The organism is Streptomyces sp. NPDC026515, assembly GCF_055567595.1.
This window is the reverse complement of the sequence record NZ_JBVHQD010000006.1, coordinates 218,305-239,632: the sequence shown is the minus strand read 5'-3', so window position 1 is coordinate 239,632 and position 21,328 is coordinate 218,305. Positions and strand designations below refer to the sequence as shown.

The 21,328-nt window shown below is 72.2% G+C and carries 18 protein-coding genes and 1 tRNA gene; 10 read left to right on the top strand and 9 right to left on the bottom strand.

The genetic code is table 11. The annotated features are described in order from the left end of the window. Positions 1–64: 64 nt before the first annotated feature. From ACZ4O3_RS14200 to ACZ4O3_RS14190, 3 genes are all read right to left on the bottom strand, one after another. A tRNA-Arg gene (locus tag ACZ4O3_RS14200) sits at positions 65–140 on the bottom strand. Between the two features lie 99 nt (positions 141–239). Continuing rightward, positions 240–1,817 (bottom strand): IclR family transcriptional regulator domain-containing protein, encoded by a 1,578-nt coding sequence (locus ACZ4O3_RS14195; protein ID WP_467722269.1) that lies wholly within the window; start codon positions 1,815–1,817, stop codon positions 240–242. A gap of 152 nt (positions 1,818–1,969) precedes the next feature. After that, entirely contained in the window at positions 1,970–3,400 is a 1,431-nt protein-coding gene (locus ACZ4O3_RS14190; RefSeq protein WP_467722268.1) for a M6 family metalloprotease domain-containing protein, read from the bottom strand. A 275-nt stretch (positions 3,401–3,675) separates the two neighbouring features. Here ACZ4O3_RS14190 and ACZ4O3_RS14185 point away from each other — a divergent pair, with 275 nt between their 5' ends. Together ACZ4O3_RS14185 and ACZ4O3_RS14180 are read left to right on the top strand one after the other, a co-directional pair. Next, complete coding sequence (locus ACZ4O3_RS14185; RefSeq protein ID WP_362718457.1) at positions 3,676–4,326, top strand: TetR/AcrR family transcriptional regulator; 651 nt, start codon at positions 3,676–3,678, stop codon at positions 4,324–4,326. Between the two features lie 247 nt (positions 4,327–4,573). Then, the gene (locus ACZ4O3_RS14180; protein WP_362718460.1) at positions 4,574–6,112 is read left to right on the top strand and encodes an MFS transporter; all 1,539 of its coding nucleotides are present in this window, start codon (positions 4,574–4,576) and stop codon (positions 6,110–6,112) included. A 57-nt stretch (positions 6,113–6,169) separates the two neighbouring features. Here ACZ4O3_RS14180 and ACZ4O3_RS14175 read toward each other — a convergent pair whose 3' ends face one another. After that, a complete protein-coding gene (locus tag ACZ4O3_RS14175) occupies positions 6,170–6,685 on the bottom strand; it encodes a MarR family winged helix-turn-helix transcriptional regulator (RefSeq protein ID WP_362718463.1) in 516 nt (171 codons plus the stop codon). A gap of 141 nt (positions 6,686–6,826) precedes the next feature. Between ACZ4O3_RS14175 and ACZ4O3_RS14170 the strand changes: the two genes are divergently transcribed. Next, a complete protein-coding gene (locus tag ACZ4O3_RS14170; protein ID WP_362718466.1) occupies positions 6,827–7,639 on the top strand; it encodes a dioxygenase family protein in 813 nt (270 codons plus the stop codon). 23 nt (positions 7,640–7,662) lie between these two features. On the opposite strand, the gene ACZ4O3_RS14165 is transcribed toward ACZ4O3_RS14170, so the two are convergent. After that, positions 7,663–8,181, bottom strand: a complete 519-nt coding sequence (locus ACZ4O3_RS14165) for a GNAT family N-acetyltransferase (protein ID WP_362718468.1) — start codon at positions 8,179–8,181, stop codon at positions 7,663–7,665. A 239-nt stretch (positions 8,182–8,420) separates the two neighbouring features. Between ACZ4O3_RS14165 and ACZ4O3_RS14160 the strand changes: the two genes are divergently transcribed. Continuing rightward, positions 8,421–9,422 carry a sigma-70 family RNA polymerase sigma factor gene (locus ACZ4O3_RS14160; protein ID WP_362718471.1) on the top strand — a complete coding sequence of 334 codons (1,002 nt, stop codon included), beginning with the start codon at positions 8,421–8,423 and terminating at the stop codon, positions 9,420–9,422. 579 nt (positions 9,423–10,001) lie between these two features. Then, entirely contained in the window at positions 10,002–10,586 is a 585-nt protein-coding gene (locus tag ACZ4O3_RS14155) for a TetR/AcrR family transcriptional regulator (protein ID WP_362718476.1), read from the top strand. A gap of 13 nt (positions 10,587–10,599) precedes the next feature. On the opposite strand, the gene ACZ4O3_RS14150 is transcribed toward ACZ4O3_RS14155, so the two are convergent. Continuing rightward, positions 10,600–11,568: a helix-turn-helix transcriptional regulator gene (locus ACZ4O3_RS14150; RefSeq protein ID WP_362718473.1), complete on the bottom strand. Its 969-nt coding sequence runs from the start codon at positions 11,566–11,568 to the stop codon at positions 10,600–10,602. Between the two features lie 218 nt (positions 11,569–11,786). Between ACZ4O3_RS14150 and ACZ4O3_RS14145 the strand changes: the two genes are divergently transcribed. The 5 genes from ACZ4O3_RS14145 (at position 11,787) to ACZ4O3_RS14125 (ending at position 17,944) form a co-directional block, all read left to right on the top strand. Next, positions 11,787–13,232 carry an MFS transporter gene (locus ACZ4O3_RS14145; protein ID WP_467722442.1) on the top strand — a complete coding sequence of 482 codons (1,446 nt, stop codon included), beginning with the start codon at positions 11,787–11,789 and terminating at the stop codon, positions 13,230–13,232. Positions 13,233–13,473: 241 nt separating this feature from the next. Further along, the gene (locus tag ACZ4O3_RS14140) at positions 13,474–14,235 is read left to right on the top strand and encodes a DeoR/GlpR family DNA-binding transcription regulator (protein ID WP_362718482.1); all 762 of its coding nucleotides are present in this window, start codon (positions 13,474–13,476) and stop codon (positions 14,233–14,235) included. 47 nt (positions 14,236–14,282) lie between these two features. Further along, positions 14,283–15,230: a 1-phosphofructokinase gene (gene pfkB, locus ACZ4O3_RS14135; protein ID WP_467722441.1), complete on the top strand. Its 948-nt coding sequence runs from the start codon at positions 14,283–14,285 to the stop codon at positions 15,228–15,230. A gap of 250 nt (positions 15,231–15,480) precedes the next feature. Further along, the gene (locus ACZ4O3_RS14130; protein WP_467722267.1) at positions 15,481–17,583 is read left to right on the top strand and encodes a PTS fructose transporter subunit IIABC; all 2,103 of its coding nucleotides are present in this window, start codon (positions 15,481–15,483) and stop codon (positions 17,581–17,583) included. A gap of 109 nt (positions 17,584–17,692) precedes the next feature. After that, a complete protein-coding gene (locus tag ACZ4O3_RS14125) occupies positions 17,693–17,944 on the top strand; it encodes a hypothetical protein (RefSeq protein ID WP_384986822.1) in 252 nt (83 codons plus the stop codon). A 25-nt stretch (positions 17,945–17,969) separates the two neighbouring features. Here ACZ4O3_RS14125 and ACZ4O3_RS14120 read toward each other — a convergent pair whose 3' ends face one another. The 3 genes from ACZ4O3_RS14120 to ACZ4O3_RS14110 all read right to left on the bottom strand — a co-directional run bounded on the left by ACZ4O3_RS14120 (position 17,970) and on the right by ACZ4O3_RS14110 (position 21,297). Then, positions 17,970–18,725, bottom strand: a complete 756-nt coding sequence (locus tag ACZ4O3_RS14120; protein ID WP_384986820.1) for a DUF6227 family protein — start codon at positions 18,723–18,725, stop codon at positions 17,970–17,972. Positions 18,726–18,882: 157 nt separating this feature from the next. After that, positions 18,883–20,106, bottom strand: coding sequence for a L,D-transpeptidase (locus ACZ4O3_RS14115; protein WP_362731994.1), 1,224 nt, complete (start codon positions 20,104–20,106; stop codon positions 18,883–18,885). A gap of 168 nt (positions 20,107–20,274) precedes the next feature. Then, on the bottom strand, positions 20,275–21,297 hold the full coding sequence (locus ACZ4O3_RS14110) for a P1 family peptidase (RefSeq protein ID WP_467722266.1): 1,023 nt from the start codon (positions 21,295–21,297) through the stop codon (positions 20,275–20,277). Positions 21,298–21,328 lie beyond the last annotated feature (31 nt).

Sequence of the window (21,328 nt, the reverse complement as noted above, 5' to 3'; positions counted from 1 at the left end):
CCGCGTTGATGTCAAAACTGGATGTCAAAGACCCCGGACCATGATCGGTCCGGGGCCTTTTGCCTGGTGCCCCCGGCAGGATTCGAACCTGCGACACCCGCTTTAGGAGAGCGGTGCTCTATCCCCTGAGCTACGAAGGCGGGGCGGACCACGCGGTGTGGCGGTGTCCGACCAAGGACAGGGTAGCGGATGTGAGTCGGCGAGGGCTGGCCGTCGGTTCGGCGGCGCCTCGGGCCGGTTCAGGTGAGGGGGACGCGGGTGAAGCGGGAGGTGAGGCGGAGGTCGGTCTCGAGGTGGTCCGCGGTGGTGCGCAGGTGGGGGAGGACGTCCGTCACGCACTCCGCCAGGGTGCGGCGGGCCGCGTGCGTGGCCACGTTGAGGGCCGCGACCGGGCGGCCGTTCCGGTCCCGTACCGGTACCGCGATCGAGCGCAGGCCCGACTCCAGTTCCTCGTCGGCGAGGGCGTAGCCGGGTGGCTCGTCGGGGGTGAGGAGGGCACGGCCGAGGGACGTGCGGGCGGCCGGGAGGCGGGTGCCGACCGTGATGTCCACGGTCAGGACGCGGCTCGCGGTCGCCACCGCGAGGTACTGGATCTCCGCCGGGTCCGTCCCCGGCACCGGTGCGGCCAGGGCCGTCGGCTCGTGCAGCCGGTCCGTGAGGGCGCGCAGGTGCGGGGCCGCCAGGCCGGCGAGGGTGGTGCGGGACAGCGGCGGGTAACCGAGGGACAGCACCCGGGGGGTCAGGGCGAAGGTGCGGTCCCGCGCGGTCACCAGGCCCAGGTGCTCGTACGTGATCAGGGCCCGTCGGGCCGTGGCCCGGGCCAGGCCCGTCGCCCTCGCGACGTCCGTCAGGGTCAGGGCCGCGCGGCCCTCGCCGAACGCCGTGAGGACCGTCAGCCCGCGGGCCAGGGACTCCACGAAGTCGCGGCCCAGCTCGTGTTTGGAAGCCGTGGTCCAGCCGGCCAGGCCGGAGGGCGGTGGGCCGGGCCGCGGCGGCGCGGCCTCGCGCAGTTCCGTCTCCATCGCCGTCACCGCCTCGCGCAGGCGGGGCAGGAGCGTGGCGCGCAGGTCCGCCGCCGTGTGGCGACTGGTGTGGCTGACGATGCTGGCCACGCAGGCCACCCGGCCGGTGTGCGGGTCGCGTACGGGGACGGACACGGCCACCAGGCCCGGTTCGATCAGCTGGTCGTCCAGGGCCCAGCCGTCCCGGCGGGCCCGTTCCGCCCGGGCCTCGAAGTCGTCGTCGGCGGTGGTGCCGCGCGGCGGGAGGGCCGGGAAACCCGCGTCGGTCGGGTCCGTCGCGCGCCGGGCTCGCCAGTGCGTCCACTCCGGGCGCGTCCACTCCACCGCGAACAGCGGGCCGGGGGCGGTGCGTTCGGCCGGCAGCAGGTCGCCGATGCGGAAGCTGACGGACATCGCGCGGCGGCGGGTCGCCTGGTGGATGAAACGGATGCCGTCCCGGTCGGCGACCGCGAGCGAGACGGACTCGTCCAGGTCGTCGGCGAGGGCGTCGGCGTGGGTGCCGAGGAGGGCGGGCAGGCGGAGGGCGGCCAGGTAGGCGTTGCCGAGTTCCATCACGCGCGGGGTGAGCACCGCGTCCCGGCCGTCCTGACGGACGTATCCCGTGCGGGCGAGGGTCGCGGTGATCCGGTCGACCGTGGAACGGGCCAGCCCCGTACGCCGTTCCAGCGCGCTCGCGCTCAGTGTCCCGCCCGCCTCGGTCAGCGCCGTCAGTACGGCCACACCCCGGACGAGCGGCGCGACCGCCTCGGCCGGCGGGTCGTGGGGTGGCGCGGCGGGGGACAGCGGGGTGGTCATCGACTCTCCGGTGCGGACTCTCCGGTACGGCGGCTGCTACGTCGACTGCTGGGTCGGCGGCTTCCGTGATCTCCGGTACGGCGTTCAGGACCCGGCCGCGATCTCCGGTACGGCGATCAGGGCACGCCCACCGTAAACCCCGGCCGGGCCGGTCAGCGCCGTGTGACCTGCACCCGGTAGTTCCCGTCCGTGTCCACGTCCGCCACCCGTACCTCGATCCCGTGCTCGGGGTCCTTGAAGGACTCGCCCGGGCCGAACGGGGCGTCGGAGAGTTCCGCCTGGACGTTGGGGCTCCGGGTGCAGCCGCCGGTGTCGCCGTGGGCGTCGTACACCTTGATCGGTCCGCGGCCGGTGTCGATGTTGGCGTCGACCTTGTAGACGAGGACGCCGGGGCGGCAGACCTCCTCGTCGTTGCCGCCCTTGGTGCGGACCTCCAGGGCGTAGCCGGTGCGGGCGTCGATGGGGACGAAGACCAGTTTGTGGCCGCCGGCCCGGGAGAGCGGGGTCAGCGTGTAGTCGGTGCCGCCGTGGGCGGCCGCGCAGCTGACCTGGTCGGCGTCGAGCCAGCCCAGCTTCCACTTGTGCCAGGCGAGGAGGTCGTTGTCGGCGCCCCAGTCCTCGCTCATGATGTCCCAGTGCCCGACCGCGCCCCCGCCCTCCTGGGTGTAGAGGTCGGGCAGGCCGAAGACGTGGCCGTTCTCGTGCGGGAGGACCCGGTAGCCGGTCTGCTGGTAGGAGCCGGAGCCGTCGTCCTGGCGGGAGTAGACGAAGGAGGCGTTGGCGACCGGGACGCCGTCGGCGACCGGGGCGTCGGAGTTGCCGGCGAAGGTCACCGACAGCACGGTGTCCAGGGCGGACGGGCCGGCGTTCGGGGTGATCAGCACGTTCAGGAGGTCGTACGACCGGAAGTCCACGTCCGGGTCGGCGGCGGCCACGATGTCCTGGACCAGCTGCCGGTAGCCGGGGTCGAAGGGGGCGCCGCGCTCTATGCCGTAGTCCGCGAACGGCTTGGGCATCCGCAGCCAGTGGTCGACGGGGGCCGCGGGCTGGTAGTCGAGTTTGCCGTAGGAGGCGGTGCGGAACCACTCCTGGGTCTGCGGGAAGAACTCGCGGTAGCGGTCGAGCGGGTCTCCCTCGCCGGGCGCGTCGGAGAAGTCGACCATGAGGGCCAGGGCGTGCACGGTGCCGGTGGAGCGGGAGTAGCCGCCCGGGGTGGGGATGCCCTCGGTCATCTGGATCTCGTGGGCGCCGCTGATCAGACAGGGGCCGTAGGCCGAGGAGCGGGCCAGCGCGATCGGGCCGGCGCCGGCCGGTGTGGGCGCCGCCGCGAGGTCTCCGGAGCCCGCCGAGGTGCCGACCGCGAGGACCAGCACGGTCACGGCGGCGAGGGAGGCCGCACGGCGGTGGCGTATCGCGCGGTTCGAGGGCGTGCGCGGGGCGCGTGACGTGCGTATCGCGCGGTTGGCGGGCGTGGCGTGGGGCGCGCGGGGAGTGTGCGGAGCGTGCGCGGCGGGCGGCGTGCGCGGGGCGCGGGGGGTGTCACGGTGCGCGGGTATGGAGCGGCTGGGCTGCTGCGGCTGCATGCACGGACCTTTCGCGCCACGGCAGCCGCCGGTTTCCGACTGCACCCTTTCGATCACCCTGTGTCCACGGGGCGGTGGGCGCGCGTTGGAGGGGCCGATCGTGGGATTCCTCGGATCAGAAGATGTGATGCGGGTCACATGAAATGAGGAGGGGGTGTGGAAATAACCGGGGACCCGTTCCCCGTTTAGACCTGTGTCCGCGCGAAACGGGGAACGGATCCCCGGATCGTGGAAGTCCAGAGCAACACCCAGACCGACCAGACCAGGAGTGCGCCGTGCAGACCGCGACCGCCACCCCCACCGTGCGCAAGGCGCCCAGGCCGCGCGCCGACGCCCTGCGCAACCGGGAGCGGATCGTGACCGCCGCCCGCGAGATGTTCACCGAGTACGGCCCCGACGTGCCGCTCGACGAGATCGCCCGCCGGGCCGGCGTCGGCAACGCCACGGTGTACCGCAACTTCCCCGACCGTGACGCGCTCGTCCGTGAGGTCGTCTGCTCCGTGATGGACCGGACGTCGGAAGCGGCCGAGCTCGCGCTCGCGGAGACCGGGGACGCATACGGGGCGCTGGAGCGGTTCGTGCACGCCTCCGCCGACGAGCGGGTCAGCGCGCTGTGCCCGATGGTCTCCAGCACCTTCGACAAGAACCACCCGGACCTGGAAGCGGCGCGCGAACGGTGTGAGCAGCTCATCGGGCAGCTCATGGACCGCGCCAAGGTGGCCGGGCAGCTTCGTCCGGACGTGGGGGTCGGCGACGTGATGATCGCCGTGGCTCAGCTCAGCCGGCCCCCGTTCGGCACCGACTGCCTGGTCGGCGACCGCTTCGTCCACCGCCATCTGCAGCTGTTCCTGGACGGACTGCGGGCACCGGCCCGCTCCGCCCTGCCGGGCACGGCCGTGACCATGGAGGACCTCCGCCAGGCCTGAACGACCGAGAGCGACCGCACCGTCCCACGGGGGGCAGATCAGTTTCGGACCGAGCGCCGGTCCTTCTTCTCGCGCGCCCCCGGCTCCACACCGAACACCGTCCCGCGCTCCACGATCCCTTGTCCGATCTCCTCGCCGATCCCTTTTCCGGCACGCGCGCCGGCCTTCCGGCCCGTTCCGGCGACCTTCCGTAACGAAGTACTGACTTTCCGTCACGCATTCACGAAGTCAAGAAGTGGGTACCCCCATGTCCGAAACAGCCGCCAAGGCTCCCGGCGCACCGGCGCAGTCCGGTGACGCCAACCGCTGGAAAGCGCTCGTCTTCATCGCGCTCGCCCAGCTGATGGTCGTCCTCGACGCCACCATCGTGAACATCGCACTGCCCTCCGCCCAGACCGACCTGGGCATCTCCGACGGCAACCGGCAATGGGTCGTCACGGCCTACGCCCTCGCCTTCGGCGGCCTGCTCCTCTTCGGCGGCCGGATCGCCGACCTGTGGGGCCGCAAGCGGGCCTTCGTCATAGGCCTGACCGGCTTCGCCGCCGCCTCCGCGCTCGGTGGCGCCGCGACCAGCGGCGCGATGATGTTCGGCGCGCGCGCCCTGCAGGGCGTCTTCGGCGCCATGCTCGCCCCGGCCGCGCTCTCCCTGCTCGCCGTGATGTTCACGGACGCCAAGGAGCGCGCCAAGGCGTTCGGCATCTACGGCGCGATCGCCGGTGGTGGCGGCGCCGTCGGCTTCATCCTCGGCGGTGTGCTCACCGAGTACCTGGACTGGCGCTGGACGTTCTTCGTGAACGTCCCGTTCGCCATCGTCGCCGCGCTCGGCGCGTACTTCGTCATCCGTGAGCCGGAGGGCGGCCGCAACCGCAACCCGCTCGACATCCCCGGCGTGCTGCTGTCCACCCTCGGCCTGGTCGCCCTGGTGTACGGCTTCACCCGCGCCGAGTCCGACGGCTGGAGCGACGCCACCACCATCGGCCTGTTCGTCGCCTCCGTGGTGCTGCTGCTCGCGTTCGTGGTCACCGAGACCCGGGTCAAGGCGCCGCTGCTGCCGCTCCGTGTGGTCACCGACCGCAACCGCGGCGGTATCTACCTCTCCCTCGGCATCGCGATCATCGCGATGTTCGGCACCTTCCTCTTCCTGACCTACTACCTCCAGGTCATCCAGGGCTTCTCGCCGATCAAGACCGGCTTCGCCTTCCTGCCGATGATCGCGGGCATGATGATCGGCTCCACCCAGATCGGCGCCCGTCTGATGACCCGGGTCCCGGCCCGGCTGCTGATGGGCCCCGGCTTCCTGGTCGCGGCCGTCGGCATGCTGCTGATGACGCAGCTGGAGATCGGCTCGTCGTACGCCTCGACGATCCTGCCCGCGATGCTGCTGCTCGGTCTCGGCATGGGTACGGCGTTCATGCCGGCCATGTCCCTGGCCACGCTCGGCGTCGAGCCCCGGGACGCCGGTGTCGCCTCCGCGATGGTCAACACCTCGCAGCAGGTGGGCGGCGCCATCGGCACCGCGCTGCTGAACACCATCGCCGCGTCGGCGACGACGGCGTACATCAAGGACCACATCGCGGGTGCGACCTCCAAGTCGCAGGCGCAGCTCGTCCAGATGCAGGGCGCGGTGCACGGCTACACCAACGCCATCTGGTTCGCCGTCGGCATGCTGGTGCTGGCCGCGGTGATCGTGGTGACCCTCGTCAACGCCGGTACGCCGGACGCCACTCCGGTGGCCTCCGGTGAGGGCGCGGAGGACGACCTGCCGGTCCCGGTGGTCGCCCACTGAGCCTCTGAGCGGCCACCGGCCGCCCGGGTACCCGCACGCGGGCCTGTTCTGAGCTCCTCAGCGGAGCCAGGGCAGGTCCGCGCCCGCTTCGTCGGGCTGCAGGCCCTCGGCGACGATCTGCATGATCTCGCCGAGGGCCTGCTGCTGTCCGGGGGTCAGCCGCTCGAACAGCGCCTGCCGCACGGCGGCCACATGGCCCGGTGCGGTGCGCCGCAGTACCTCCGAGCCCTCCTCGGTCAGGACGGCGAACTGGCCCCGCTTGTCGTCGGGACAGTCCTCCCGCCGTACCCAGCCGTTCTTCTCCAGACGCGCGACGGCGTGCGAGAGCCGGGACCGGGTGATCTTCGCCCCCATGGCCAGCTCGGTCATCCGCAGCCGCCGTCCGGGCGCCTCGGCGAGCCCGACCAGCAGGCCGTAGTAGATGTGCGGCATCCCCGCGTCCCGCTGGAGCTGACGGTCCAGATGGTCCTCCAGGAGGGTCGTGGCGTGCAGATACGAGCGCCAGACGCGCTGTTCTTCGTCGCTGAGCCAGCGGTTGCCGGCGGCGGTCGCGGACGTGGGTGCCGTGTTCATGTATCCCACTGTACGAGGCCTCTCCTTGAAGGTTAAACAAGTGGGGCGTAGGGTGTTCCACGGAAAGCTTGAGAGTTAAAACATAAGTGCCAGACCGTGGGGACCGCGGGGCGGTTCCCGTCCGTGGAGGGAGCCGCCGTCATGGCCGCCGTCGCACAGGAACGATCCGCCGCTTCCCGGGAGCGCATGCCCGCCCTTTATCTGAGCCACGGCGCGCCGCCGCTCGCCGACGACCCGGTCTGGCCCGGCGAACTCGCCGCCTGGAGCGCCGGCCTGCCCCGCCCCAAGGCCGTCCTGATGGTGTCCGCCCACTGGGAGGAGGCCCCCCTCGCCCTCGGTGCCGTACAGACCGTCCCTCTCGTCTACGACTTCTGGGGCTTCCCCGAGCACTACTACCAGGTGCGGTACGCGGCCCCCGGGGCGCCGGCGCTCGCCGAGTCCGTACGCAAGCTGCTGCGCGCCCCCGGCACCCCCGTGCAGGACATCCCGGACCGCGGACTGGACCACGGCGCCTACGTGCCCCTCGTGGAGATGTTCCCGGCCGCGGACATCCCTGTCCTCCAGATTTCCATGCCCACCCTCGACCCGGTCCGCCTGATGGAGATCGGCCGCCGGCTCGCGCCGCTGCGCGACGAGGGCGTGCTGATCGTCGGCTCCGGCTTCTTCACCCACAACCTGGCGGCCCTGCGCCACGCCGGGGCGGGCGTGCCGTCCTGGTCCTCGGAGTTCGACGACTGGGGGCACCGGGCCCTGGAGGACCGTGACTGGGACGCCCTGCTGGACTTCCTCGACAAGGCGCCGGCCGGCCGCTACGCCCACCCGCGCACCGAGCACTTCGCCCCGCTCTTCGTCACCATGGGCGCGGCGGAGGCCGGCGGTGAGCTGGACGCGCAGAAATCGGTGATCGACGGGTTCTGGATGGGGATGGCCAAGCGGTCGGTCCAGTTCGGCTGAATCCCGGCGGGGCGGGCCGCCGGCTAGAGCGGGCGTTCGTACCAGGCCACGTCCCAGTAGCGGCCGAACTTGCGGCCCACCTCGCGGTAGGTGCCGACGTAGCGGAAACCGAGGCGCTCGTGCAGCCGGGTGGAGGCCTGGTTCGGCTGGGCGATGCCCGCGTAGGCGCGGTGCAGGTCCTCGTCGGCGAGCGCCTCGAAGAGGGCCTGGTAGAGGAGCGTGCCGATGCCGCGCCCGCCGGCGTCCGGGGCGACGTAGACCGTGGTCTCCACCGAGGTCCCGTAGGCGGGTTTCGCGCGGAAGGGGCTGGATGTGGCGTACCCGAGAATCTCCTGTGAGTCCGCGGACGTGGCAACCATCAGGCGGTACGGGCCGTCTTCCGGGTGGGAGAGCAGCCACGCACGACGCTCTTCCGCTGTGAAGGCCACCGTGTCGAATGTGATGGGCGTCTCACGTACGTAGTGGTTGTAGAGGTCGGTGAGGGCTTCGAGATCCGCCTCGACTCCCGGTCTGACCTGCACCTCTGTACGTTCCGACGACATCGTGTCCCCTCGGTTGGCGGCACAGGGTACTGCATGATCAGAAAAATCGGGGGGCGGCATGGGAATTCTGTCCGGATTGCAGTCGTTGTTTCCTTCGGATGCCGGGCACACGACCAGGGCGCCGGGAGCTTCGGAAGCGGGCTCCGCGGCACAGCCGGCCGACAGCCGGGCATCCACCGGATGACCGAGAAAACCGGATAGGACCACCCCGCCCGCCCACCATCGCAAGGGAGCACCGCATGGCAACCCGTGCCGTCGCCCGTCGTCAGTCCGCCACCGGCGAGACGGCCGACTCGGCAAGCAGTGTTCGCCGCGCCCATGGCGGCGAGATCGCCGACCGCGATCTGGTCGGCATGTATCTCGACGAGATCGCGCGCACACCGCTCCTCGACGCCGCCAAGGAAGTCGAACTGTCCCAGACCATCGAGGCGGGTGTGTTCGCGCGGCAGGTCCTCGACGGCGAGGAGGAGTCCGCGTCGGACGCCAGCCGCGAGGAGCTGGAGGCGCTCGTCGACGCCGGCGAGCGGGCCAAGGACGTCTTCATCCGCTCCAACCTCCGCCTGGTCGTGGCCGTCGCCCGCCGGTACCCGAGGAGCGGTCTGCCCCTGCTCGACCTGATCCAGGAGGGCAACGCCGGCCTGGTGCGTGCCGTCGAGAAGTTCGACTACCGCAAGGGCTTCAAGTTCTCCACGTACGCGACCTGGTGGATCCGTCAGGCGATCACCCGTTCCATCGCCGACCAGTCCCGGACCATCCGGCTCCCCGTCCACCTGGTGGAGGAGCTGGGCCGGATCCGCCGTGTGCAGCGCGAGTTCAACCGGGAGCACGGCCGTGACCCGGAGCCCGCCGAGATCGCCGCGGAGCTCGGCTCCAACGCGGAGCGCGTGATCGACGTCCTCGACTGGGCCCGTGACCCGGTCTCCCTGAACATGTCGGTGGACGACGACGGCGACACCCAGTTCGGCGACCTCCTGGAGGACACGTCCGCGGTCAGCCCCGAGCAGTCCGTCATGACCCTGCTGCGCAGCGAGGAACTGGACGACCTGATCGGCCGTCTGGACCAGCGCACGGCCTCCATCATCAAGATGCGGTACGGCATCGAGGACGGCCGCGAGCGCACGCTGACCGAGGTCGGCAAGGAGCACGGCCTGACCCGTGAGCGCATCCGCCAGATCGAGAAGCACGCGCTGCTGGAGCTGAAGAAGCTGGCCCGCAGCACGGGGTTCGAGCCGGCGGCGTAAGGGAGTTGTGGGAAACCCGAGCGCATGGAGCCCCCGTGTCCGCGGGGGCTCCGGAGGGCGCACGTGGAACGGTTCAGGCCGAGTGCGTGCGCCGGGTGAGGGAAGGCGGCGCAAACATGGCGCGGTACCGCCGCTTCAAGGTCCGGCGTGTAGGGAACAACCATTCGGGGCCGGTGACTCGGACCCCTGAGACGACGTACGACGACGATGTGTCACGACGACGTGTGACACCCCTTCGGTGAGCCATGTCCCGACGCGCCATCCCCCCGGCGCCGGGACCTTCGCAGACCGGGCTCCGGCGCCCAAACCCCCCCCGGGTGCCGGAGCCCGGCCTTTGTCCGGCGCGTTCGCCGGTCCCGTCTCCCGCCAGGCATGCTGGAACCTCCCGGCATGCCGGAACGGTGGCCCACCCCGTACCTGAACCACGGGGTGAACCACCGGATGGCAGATTCTGCCACAGCGGCATAGCCTGCCGAGGTGAGCACCCCCAGCACCGCCGGCCACACCCCCCGGCAGGATCACCCCCGCCAGGATCCTCCCGGCCCCTCCCTGACGGAGCGGCGCAAGGCGGAGACCCGGATGGAGATCGCCCGGGCCGCCGCGGGCCTGTTCGTACGGCAGGGTCTGCGGGCCACCCGCGCCGAGGACATCGCACACGCCGCCGGTATCGCACCCCGCACCTTCTACCGCTACTTCGCCACGAAGGAAGAGGCGGTCGCCCCGCTGTACGCGGCGGGCGCCCGGTGCTGGGCGGAGGCCGTACGGGCGGCCCCGGCGGTCCTCTCGGTGCCCGAAGCGCTCGAACACGCCGTCCATCACACGCTGACCCCCGGCGTGGGGGTCTCCGCGGCCTCCTGGGAATGGGTGCGCACCCTGATCCACCTCGCCGACACCAGTCCGGCCCTGCGCAAGGTGTGGGCGGAGGTCTGCCAGTCCTCGGAGGAGCTGCTGGCGAGGATCCTGGCGGAGCGCGTCGCGCCCGACAACGTTGCCCCCACCCCCCACCTCCGTTTCACCGCAGCGGTGGCCGGCGCGGCGGTCCGGGTGGCGGTGGAGTCCTGGGCGGCGGGCACGGCGTCGCCGTCGGACGCGGAGGGACCGGCGGCGCTCGCGCTGCGGAACCTGGCCGATCTGCGCGGGTTCGCCTGGACGGACCGGGCGTAGCGGGTACGGCCGCTCACGCGCCCTTGCCGGCCCGCACCAGCCGTCCCCCCAACTCCCGCACGCACGCCGCGAGTTCCTGAGGCTTCCGCACCACGAACTCGCCCCCCGCCATCACCAGCCGCACCGCCAGCCACTCCATCGGATCCCCGGTGGCCCCCCGCACCACACACCACCCGTCGCCCTCGTCCACCGGCGTCCCCAGCCACCCCGGCAACCGGGCCGCCACGTCCGCCGCCGTCCCGGCGAACGCGACCGTGAACTCGTAGGTCTCCTTCTGCCGTTGGATCGACCGGCGCAGGAATTCCGCCGCGCTCCCCGTCGGCATCTCCCGGGGCGCGAACCGCGCGCCGGTCGCGAACGGCTCGCTCACCCGGTCGACCCGGAACGTCCGCCAGTCGTCGCGATCGAGGTCGTACGCCACCAGGTACCACCGCAGCCCCGTCGACACCAGGCGGTACGGCTCGGCCTGCCGCCGCGTCTCGCTGCCGTCCGCCGCCCGGTAGGCGAACCGCAGCCGCTCCCGCCCCGCGACCGCCGACGCCATCACGGTCAGCGTCTCCGGAGCGATGCTCGCCCCGTCCCCACTGGTCAACGGCGTGGTCGCGGCCTGAAGCGTGGTCACCCGGTGCCGCAGCCGGGCCGGCAGCACCTGCTCCAGCTTCGCCAGCGCCCGTACCGACGCCTCGTCCACCCCCGCCAGGGCGTGTCCCGCCCCGGCGCGCAGCCCGACCGCGATGGCCACCGCCTCCTCGTCGTCCAGGAGCAGCGGCGGCATCGCCTTCCCGGCGACCAGCCGGTACCCGCCGTCGGCCCCCTTGCTGGCCTCCACGGGATAGCCCAGTTCCCGCAGCCGGTCGATGTCCCGCCGCACGGTGCGCCGGGACACCTGGAGCCGTTCGGCGAGTTCGCCACCGGGCCACTCACGGGGCGTCTGGAGCAGGGACAGCAGATGGAGGAGCCGAGCCGGGGTGTCCGTCGTCATGTGTCCGAGGATGCCGTAGAAGTAGGACGTGGTCTGTCCTAATGGATCCCTAGGTTGAGGTCATGACTTCCATCGACGTCGACAACGACAACCTGAAGGGGCGCGGGTCCGTATCGATCAGCGGCTCCGCCACGGACCACACCGCACCGGCCCCGGCCGCGCCCCGGACGGTGGCCGCCCCCGGCGCACGGCACCGCTGGTTCGCCCTGGCCATCGTCATGACCGCGGCCTTCATGGACCTGGTCGACGTCACGATCGTCAACATCGCCATCCCGTCCATCCAGCGGACCGCGCACGCCTCCTTCAGCCAGATCCAGTGGATAACCGCCGGCTACGCCCTCGCGTTCGCGGCCGGTCTGATCACCGGCGGCCGCCTCGGTGACATTCACGGCCGTAAACGGATCTTCCTCGTCGGTGTCGCCGGCTTCACCCTCGCCTCGGCCCTGTGCGGCTTCGCCGCCAATCCGGAGATGCTGGTCGCCGCCCGCATCCTGCAGGGCGGCATGGCCGCGCTGATGGTTCCGCAGGTCCTGTCGATCGTGCACGCCACCTTCCCGGCGCACGAGCGCGGCAAGGTCTTCGGCCTGTTCGGCGCGATCGTCGGCCTGGGCGCGGTCTCCGGCCCGCTGCTCGGCGCCCTTTTGACGGAGTGGAACGTCCTCGGCCTCGAATGGCGCCCGATCTTCCTCATCAACCTCCCGGTCGGCATCGCGGCTCTTCTCCTCGGCCGCCGTTACATCGGCGAATCCAAGGCTCCGCACGCCCTGAAGCTGGACCTCGTCGGCGTCGCCCTGGTCACCCTCGGCCTGCTGATGCTGCTCTACCCGCTGACCCGCGGCCGGGAGCTGGGCTGGCCGCTGTGGGGGTACGTGTCGATGGCGGGGGCGGTGGTCGTCTTCGGCGCGCTGGTGGCGTACGAGCGCCGCAAGGCGGCCCGTGACGGTTCCCCGCTCATCGAACCGTCCCTGTTCAAGGTGAAGAGCTTCGCCGCGGGCATCGCCGTGCAGACCGTCTTCGGTGTCGCCCTCGGCATCTTCTTCCTGGTCTGGACGCTCTACATGCAGGTCGGCCTCGGCTGGAGCCCGCTGCACGCGGGCCTGACGGGGGTGCCGTTCTCGATCGCCGTCTCCGTCGCGGCCGGCCTGTCCGTGCAGAAACTGGTGCCGCGCTTCGGCCGCAAGGTGCTCCAGGCGGGCGCCCTGGTGATGGGGCTCGGCGTGCTGCTCTACGTCGCGGAGTCCGATCGCTACGGCCTCGCCATCGCCTCCTGGCAGATGGCCCTGCCGCTGGTCGTGATGGGCGCGGGCATGGGCCTGATCGTCGCCCCGCTGACCGACGCGGTGCTGTCGGAGGTGCCGCGCGAGCACGCCGGGTCCGCCTCCGGTCTGATCAACACCGTGCAGCAGATGGGCAACGCGCTCGGCCTCGGCCTGGTCTCCGTCGTCTTCTTCGGCGTCATCGACGACCCGCTCACCGACGACAGGATCGGCCCGGCCTTCGTGAACGCCTTCCAGCACGCGCTGTTCTGGGTGGCCGCCGTCATGGCCGTGATGTTCCTGCTGATGTCCGCGCTGCCGAAGCACCCGGCGCAGCACCTGGAGGGCGGTGACGCGCAGGAGCCGCTCCCGGCGCGACCGGAGGACGAGCCCGCGCTGGTCCACTGAGCGAGCCCCCCGGGGCGCGCCTGTGGCCGGGGGCCCGGCACCACGACTCGGTGCCGGGCCCTTCCGTGTGCGCGGGGGACGTCCGATGGCGCGAGAGAAGTCCGACCGTGCCCGGTTGAGGTCCGAACCTGTTTACTTTCCGGAAATCCGGGCGTAGCCTCCCAGCGAAACCACAAGTCCGGGCATGAGCCGGAAACGATCGGACATGAGTCGGACGTACGTTCAAGTGGAGGCGCAGGGCATGTACGCACCGGAGCGGCAGCAGGAGATCCTCCGGCTCGCCCGTGACGGCGGGCGGGTGGACGTCGTGTCGCTCGCCGAGGAGTTCCAGGTCACCGCGGAGACGATCCGCCGCGATCTGAAGGCCCTCGACCGCGCCGGCCTGGTCCGCCGGGTGCACGGCGGTGCCATCCCGGCCGGGCGCCTCGACTTCGAACCGGACCTCGCCGAACGCGAGTCCACGTCGGCCGACGAGAAGGACCGCATCGCCAGGGCCGCCGTGCCGGAACTGCCCACCGAGGGCACCCTGATCCTCGACGCCGGCACGACCGTCGCCAGGCTGGCCGGGGCCATCCCGCTGGAGGCGTCCCTCACCGTCGTCACGCACAGCCTGCCGATCGCGGCCCGCCTCGCCGACCACCCGGGCATCCAGCTGCACCTGGTCGGAGGGCGGGTACGGCACCGCACGCGCGCCGCCGTGGACGCCTGGGCACTTCGCGCGTACGGCGAGATCCGCGCCGACGTCCTGTTCGTCGCCGCCAACGGTTTCTCCGCCGGCCAGGGCCTCACCACCCCCGACCTCGCCGAGGCGGCGGTCAAGCGGGCGGCGGTCGCCGCGGCCCGCCGGGTGGTCCTGCTCGCCGACTCCGCCAAGCACGGCCAGGAACACTTCGCCCGCTTCGGCGCCATGAGCGACGTGGACCTGCTGATCACGGACAGCGGGCTGAGCCCCGAGGACGCCGCCGCCATCGAGCGCGGCGGCACGGAAGTAGTACGAGCATGAGCACCACGGACAGCGCGAACGCGACGAACGGCACGAGCGGTACCGCCATGATCCTCACCGTCACCCCCAACCCCTCCCTCGACCGTACCTACGAGGTCCCCGCCCTGGAGCGCGGCGAGGTCATCCGCGCCACCGGCGAACGGATGGACCCCGGCGGCAAGGGTGTGAACGTCTCCCGCGCCGTCGCGGCCGCCGGCCGGCGCACGGTCGCCGTCCTGCCCCTGGGTGGCGCGCCCGGCGCGCTCGTCGCCGATCTGCTCGACGCGCAGGGCATCGAGGTCGCGCCGGTCCCGGTCGCCGGTGCCACCCGCTCGAACATCGCGCTCGCGGAGTCCGACGGGGTGCTCACCAAGATCAACGCGCCGGGTCCGGAACTCTCGCGGGCGGAGCAGGAACTGCTCCTGGAGACGGTGCGCGAGCAGTCCCGGGACGCGGACTGGATCGCGTGCTGCGGGAGTCTGCCCCGGGGTCTCGCGCCGTCCTGGTACGCCGATGTGGTCGCCCGGGCGCACGCCGGGGGCTCGCGCATCGCGCTGGACACGTCGGGGCGTGCGCTCCTTGAAGCGCTGCGCGCGTGCCCGGACGTGGTGAAGCCGAACGCCGAGGAGCTCGCGGAGGCCGTCGGGCGTCCCCTGGCGACGGTCGGCGACGCGCTGAAGGCGGCCGAGGAGTTGCGCGGCATGGGCGCACGCGCCGTCCTCGCGAGCCTGGGCGCCGACGGCCAGCTGCTCGTGGAGGACACCGGCGCCTGGTTCGCGAGCGCCCGCGTCGACACCGTCCGCAGCAACGTCGGCGCCGGCGACTCCTCCCTCGCCGGATTCCTCGTCGCCGGCGGCAGCGGCCCGACGGCCCTCGCCTCCGCCGTCGCCCACGGCGCCGCCGCCGTCCAGCTGCCCGGCAGCGTGATGCCCACCCCCGCCGACCTGGACCCCACGGCGGTGACCGTCACCGACCGTGTCCCCGTCGACCGCGAACTGAGCGAGCCGGTGTCATGAACGCCTCTACGACCCCGCGCGCGGCCGCGCTCCTCCCCGGCGCCGCCCGCCGACAACCGGCCCACGAGCGGCGAGGTTCCTCCTCCTTACTCGCCGCCGCGTCAGGCCGACGGGGCACCCTGAGCCGCCCCGGCGTCCCCGGGAGGCGGGGCTTCCCCGGTCCCGCCTCCCACCCCGCCCCCCACGGCACCCCCGTCCCCGAAACCGCCCACCCCACACCCCGGGCGATACGCGTGCATAGGAGCCCGCGATGAGCGACATGATCACCGCGGACCTGGTCGATCTCGACCTGTCCGCCGACTCCAAAGAAGCGGCGGCGCGCGCCCTCGCCGAGCGCATGGTGGCCCTGGGCCGGGTGACCGACCTGGAGGGCTTCCTCGCCGACGTGGCCGCCCGCGAGGCCCAGATGCCGACCGGCCTCGACGGCGGCATCGGCATCCCGCACTGCCGCAGCGCCCACGTCACCGAGCCGACGCTCGCCTTCGGTCGCAGCGCCGCCGGCATCGACTTCGGCGCGCCGGACGGCCCGGCCGACCTCGTCTTCCTGATCGCGGCCCCGGCCGGTGCCGACGACGCCCACCTCACGATCCTCTCCGCACTGGCCCGCCAGCTGATGAACAGCGAGTTCACCGACGCGCTGCGGTCGGCGGACGATGCGGAGGCGGCCGCGGCCCTCATCCGAGGCGACCGGGCCCCCGCCCAGGCCCCCGCGCAGACCTCCGCGGGCTCGAAGGACGCGAGCGACTCCCAGAGCACCGCTGCGGCGCCGGCGGCGGCCTCCGCCGGCGCCGCAGCGGCACCCACGGCGCAGGCACCCGCCGCCGGTTCCGGCGCGGACACGACGGCCGGGCGCCCCTTCCGCATCGTCGCCGTCACCTCCTGCCCCACCGGCATCGCCCACACCTACATGGCGGCGGAGTCCCTGGAGAACGCGGGCCGTGCGGCGGGCGTGGAACTCGTCGTCGAGACGCAGGGCTCGGCGGGTTTCACCCGGCTCGACCCCGAGGTCGTCGCGGCGGCGGACGGCGTGATCTTCGCCCACGACGTGCCCGTGCGCGACAAGGACCGCTTCGCCGGCAAGCCGACCGTCGACGTCGGCGTGAAGGCGGGCATCAACCGGCCCGCCGAGCTGATCGGCGAGGTCCGCGAGCGGGCGGCCCGCGGCGAGGTGACCTCCGGTTCCGCCCCGGCCACGCCGGTCGAACGCGCCGGGGACGCCGGCGAGGGCTACGGCACCAAGCTGCGCAAGTGGCTCATGTCCGGCGTGAGCTACATGGTCCCGTTCGTCGCGGCCGGCGGTCTGCTGATCGCCATCGGGTTCGCGATCGGCGGATACAGGATCAACAAGGCGCCGTCGGTCATGGACCACTTCATGTGGACGCAGGCCGACAGCTGGGGCGCGCTGTTCTTCCAGATCGGCGGCGTGGCCTTCGCCTTCCTCGTGCCCGTCCTGGCCGGCTACATCGCCTACGGCATGGCCGACCGGCCGGGCCTGGTCCCCGGCTTCGTCGGCGGCTCCATCTCCCTCACCATCAACGCCGGTTTCCTCGGCGGCCTGGCGGCCGGTCTGATCGCCGGTGCGGTGGTGATGGGCATCCAGAAGATCAACATCCCGGCGGCGCTGCGCGGCATCATGCCGGTGGTGGTGATCCCGCTGATCTCCTCGGCGATCGTCGGCTTCCTGATGTTCGTGGTGATCGGCAAGCCCATCGCGTCCGCCCAGAAGGGCATGACGGACTGGCTGAACGGCCTCACCGGCACCAACGCCGTCCTGCTGGGCGCCCTGCTCGGCCTGATGATGTGCTTCGACCTCGGCGGCCCGGTCAACAAGGTCGCGTACACCTTCGCCACCGCCGGTATCGCGGTCTCCGACCCCAGTGACTCCGCGATGAAGATCATGGCTGCGGTCATGGCGGCCGGCATGGTCCCGCCGCTCGCGATGGCCCTGGCCACCACCGTGCGCGGCAAGCTCTTCACCGAGACCGAACGCGAGAACGGCAAGGCCGCCTGGGTTCTCGGCGCCTCCTTCATCTCCGAGGGCGCGATCCCGTTCGCCGCCGCCGACCCGCTGCGCGTCATCCCCTCCTCGATGGTCGGCGGCGCGATCACCGGCGCCCTGTCGATGACCTTCGGCGCCACGCTGCGCGCCCCGCACGGCGGCATCTTCGTGGTCCCGCTGATCGGCAACCCGTTCCTCTACCTGATCGCCATCGCCGCCGGCGTCGTGGTCACCACGGCCCTGGTCGTCCTCCTCAAGGGCCTGCGCAAGCCGGGCCGGCAGACCCCGGCGGACGGCTCCGCGGCCGGCCCGGCCGCCGCGGCGAAGGAGGCCAAGCAGCCCGTCGCGGCCTGATCGCCCGCACCCTCTTGTCCCTTTGACGTGCTGTGAGTCGTTCACGGCACCTGCGAGATACGTCACGGTCCGGGGCCGAAGTCCCGGACCGTGATGTGTACTGGGACGCATGTCCGAGCATCTCGCGCCCCTCCAGCTGATCGGTGTGACCGCCCTCGCCCTGGCGACCGTCGCCTGGGTGGCCGTCCTGATGCGCGTGCTGCGTCACACCCGCCGCGAGGCCACCGCCTGGCGCGCGGGCCGGCTGCTTCCCGGCCGTCCGCACCAGCTCCGGTCCGGCCCGTCACGGGAGGCCGTGGAACTCACCCCGGCCGAACAGGACGCCTTCGCCGGGCTGGTACGCCGACTCGGCGGCCGCTGAGGCCCGGTGGGCGGCCGGGCCCGGCTCAGGGCCGCCGCGCCGCCCGTCGCTCCATGGCCTCCCGGGCCGCGTTCTCCGACGGGTACACCTCGCACATGTGCCGGCCGTCCGGCGTCGCCGTGTGCTCGACCTCCCACAGGGACAGCTCCCGGCCGTCGCTCAGCAGGAACGCGTGCTCGTAGAGCGAGAAACTCAGTCTGGTCCGGCCCGCCCGCCCCGCCCGCCCCGGCCGCCCGAACGCCTGGGTGATCTGGTGCGCGGACGCCGTAGCCAGCGTGTGCGCCGTGTCCGTGCCCGGCCGGTCGGCGTTCTCCGCGCGGCGCAGCAGCCGGCGCGCGTGGTCCGCGGAGTCGTCCGGCGCATACACGTGCCGGGGTTCGGGGACCGCCGCCAGCGTCGTCAGCACCGGCAGCTCGAAGTCCGGGGCGTCCGGCGGCAACGGCAGCCGCGCCGTCGCGGCCCTCAGCTCCTCCTCGTCCACGTACACCTCGGCCTGCGGGGCGCTGCCCGGCGCGGTGTTGTGCACGAGCTCCCACAGCGTGACCGCCGACCCGTCGGCGAGCAGCCAGGTGTGCCGGTAGGTCTCCCGGTGCAGCCCCGCGCTGTGGTGCGCGGAGTGCAGCGAACTGTCGTGCGCCAGCGCGCAGTCCAGCTGCCTGATCGCCTCGTCGGGCAGTTCGAAGGAGTTCAGGGCACGGCCCAGGAGCCGCGCGAGATGCTCCTCCGGAGACTCGGGCGACTCGGCGGGTTCGTACGCTGCAGTCTCGTACGGAACGCTCAAGGTTTCTCCCGGCGTTGCTGCATGTCACCTTGTGGGTGCATACCGTAGCCCCTCGGTCGGACATCATGTCCGGGAACCGAGAAAACGTACGCCTGGAAAACACCCGGGCCGCGCGAAAAGTTCCCGCGCGGCCCGATGATCCGTCAAAAGTGGCCGGTCAGACGGCGCTTCCGGCGGTCCACTCGTTCCACGACAGATTCCATCCGTTGAGCCCGTTGTCCGGCTGCACGGTCTTGTCGGGGGAGTTCTTCACGACCACGACGTCCCCGATGAGGGAGTTGTCGTAGAACCACTTGGCCGTCGTGTCGCCCTGTGCGCCCTGCGCGTCCGCGAGCCCCACGCAGCCGTGGCTGGTGCCCTCGCGCCCGAACGGCGGGTTGCCCTTGTTGTACCAGTAGTTGCCGTGGATGAACGTCCCCGACTGCGTCAGCCGCATCGCGTGCGGCACGTCCGGGATGTCGTACTCCCCGCCGAGGCCCACCGTCTGGCTGTTCATCCGGGTCTGGGTGAACTTCTCGGAGATCACCATCTGCCCGTTGTACGTCGTGTGCTCGGGGCTGCCCGTCGACACCGGCACCGACCTGAGCGTCGTGCCGTCCCGGACCACCGTCATGGTCTGCGTGTTCACGTCGACCGTGGAGACCTGCGCTCGTCCGACGGTGAAGGTCACCGTCTTCTTCTGCACCCCGTAGACGCCGTTCGCGCCCTCGACCCCGTCCAGGTCGATCTTCATCGTGACCTTGGAGCCGGCCTTCCAGTAGTCCTGCGGCCGGAAGTCCAGCCGCTGCGAGCCGAACCAGTGCCCCACCACCTGCTGGCCGCTGCTGGACGTGACCGTGATGTGCGACTGCACGGCCTTCCTGTCGCTGATGACCTTGTCGAAGGTGAACGACACCGGCATCCCCACGCCGACCGTCGTCCCGTTGTCCGGCGTGTACGTCCCGATGTAGCTGTTGGACGAATTGACGGTGGTGAAGATCGAGTTGGCCGCCGCCGTGAGCCCCTTGGGGTCCTTGGCGGTCGCCGATATCTCGTACTTCGTGCCGCGCTCCAGCTGCTCCTTCGGCTTCCAGGTGCTGCCGTCCGCCGAGAGGGTGCCGTCCACGGCCTGTCCCGACCCTGCCACGGTCATCTTGACGACCGTCAGCCTGCCGCCGCTGACCCGCACGCCGGTCGTGTTGACGGACGCGCCGGTCGAGCCGTCCTTCGCCGAGATCGCGATCTTCGCGGCAGACGTCTTGGCGGCGCTGTCCTGCCCGCCCTTGCTGTCGTTGCTCGTGGCGTTGGCGTCGCCTCCGCAGGCGGTCAGGGTGAGGGCGCCGACCATCAGGGCGGCACAGGCCCCCAGTGCGCGCCGCGCTGCAATGTCCGGCCTTGTCACGGGCTGCTCCAGGTTCTTGTGATGTGCGTGATCCGCTCCAGTGCGTGGAGAGAGAGGGCGCCGGCGCGGGTTCGGGTTCCCCCGCGCGGTCGCGAACGCCATCACGTGACAGAACCGGGACAATCGGTGAGGGCGCGCGACCGTCCGGCGCGCCGCCCGCCGCCGCCCTCACACCCCGTACAACTCCTCGTACGACGGCCACACGCCGCCCGGCCCGGCCACGGACTCGGCCGCCCGCACGGCGCGCACGACGGCGCGCGTGACCAGATCCGCGCCGGCCGCGAGGATCTCGTTGAGCGCGAGCGGGCCGCCGTCCAGCGGGATGGCCCCCGTCGCCAGCGCGAACACCGTGTCCCCGTCGTGCAGCAGGTGCACCGGCCGCACGGCGCGCGCGATCCCGTCGTGTGCCGTCCCGGCCAGCTTCTGTGCCTGCGCCCTGGAGAGGTCGGCATCGGTCGCCACCACCGCGAGGGTGGTGTTGAGCGGCGGGAGCCCGTTGCCGGCGGCGGCCTCGGCGAGCCGCCGGCGCGCGGCCTCGTGCACCCGCTCCTCGGGATACTCCACGCGCCCCTGGAACAACTCCCCGTACAGCACGCCCGTTTCGGGATCCAGCACCGCGCCGGCCGCATTGGCCACCACCAGCGCGGCCACCGTGATCCCCGACTCCAGCACCACGCTCGCGCTGCCCACCCCGCCCTTCAGCGCCCCGGCCACGGCGCCCGTACCGGCCCCCACGCACCCCTCCCGCACCGGAGCGCCGGGCCCGCTCGCCGCGGCCTCCTCGACCGCCGCGCGCCCCGTGGCCGCGTCGGGACGGGCCCGGAAGTCCCCGCCCCGCCCCAGATCGAAGACGCAGGCCGCGGGCACCACCGGCACGACGTGGGCGGGATCCGGCCCCACCCGCACCCCACGGCCGCGCTCCTCCAGCCAGGCCATCACCCCGGACGCCGCGTCGAGCCCGTAGGCGCTGCCGCCCGTGAGCACGATCGCCTCCACCCGCTGCACCAGGTTGCGCGGGTCGAGCGCGTCCGTCTCCTTGGTACCCGGACCGCCCCCGCGCACGTCCACCGCGGCGACCGCGCCGCCCTCGGGAGCGAGGACCACCGTGGTGCCGGTGAGCCAGCCGCCGCCGCTGCGGGACGCGTGTCCCACTCGCAGCCCGGCCACGTCCGTCAATGCGTCAACCGTCATGACGGCCAGTCTGGCCCAGGCCGTCCCGCTT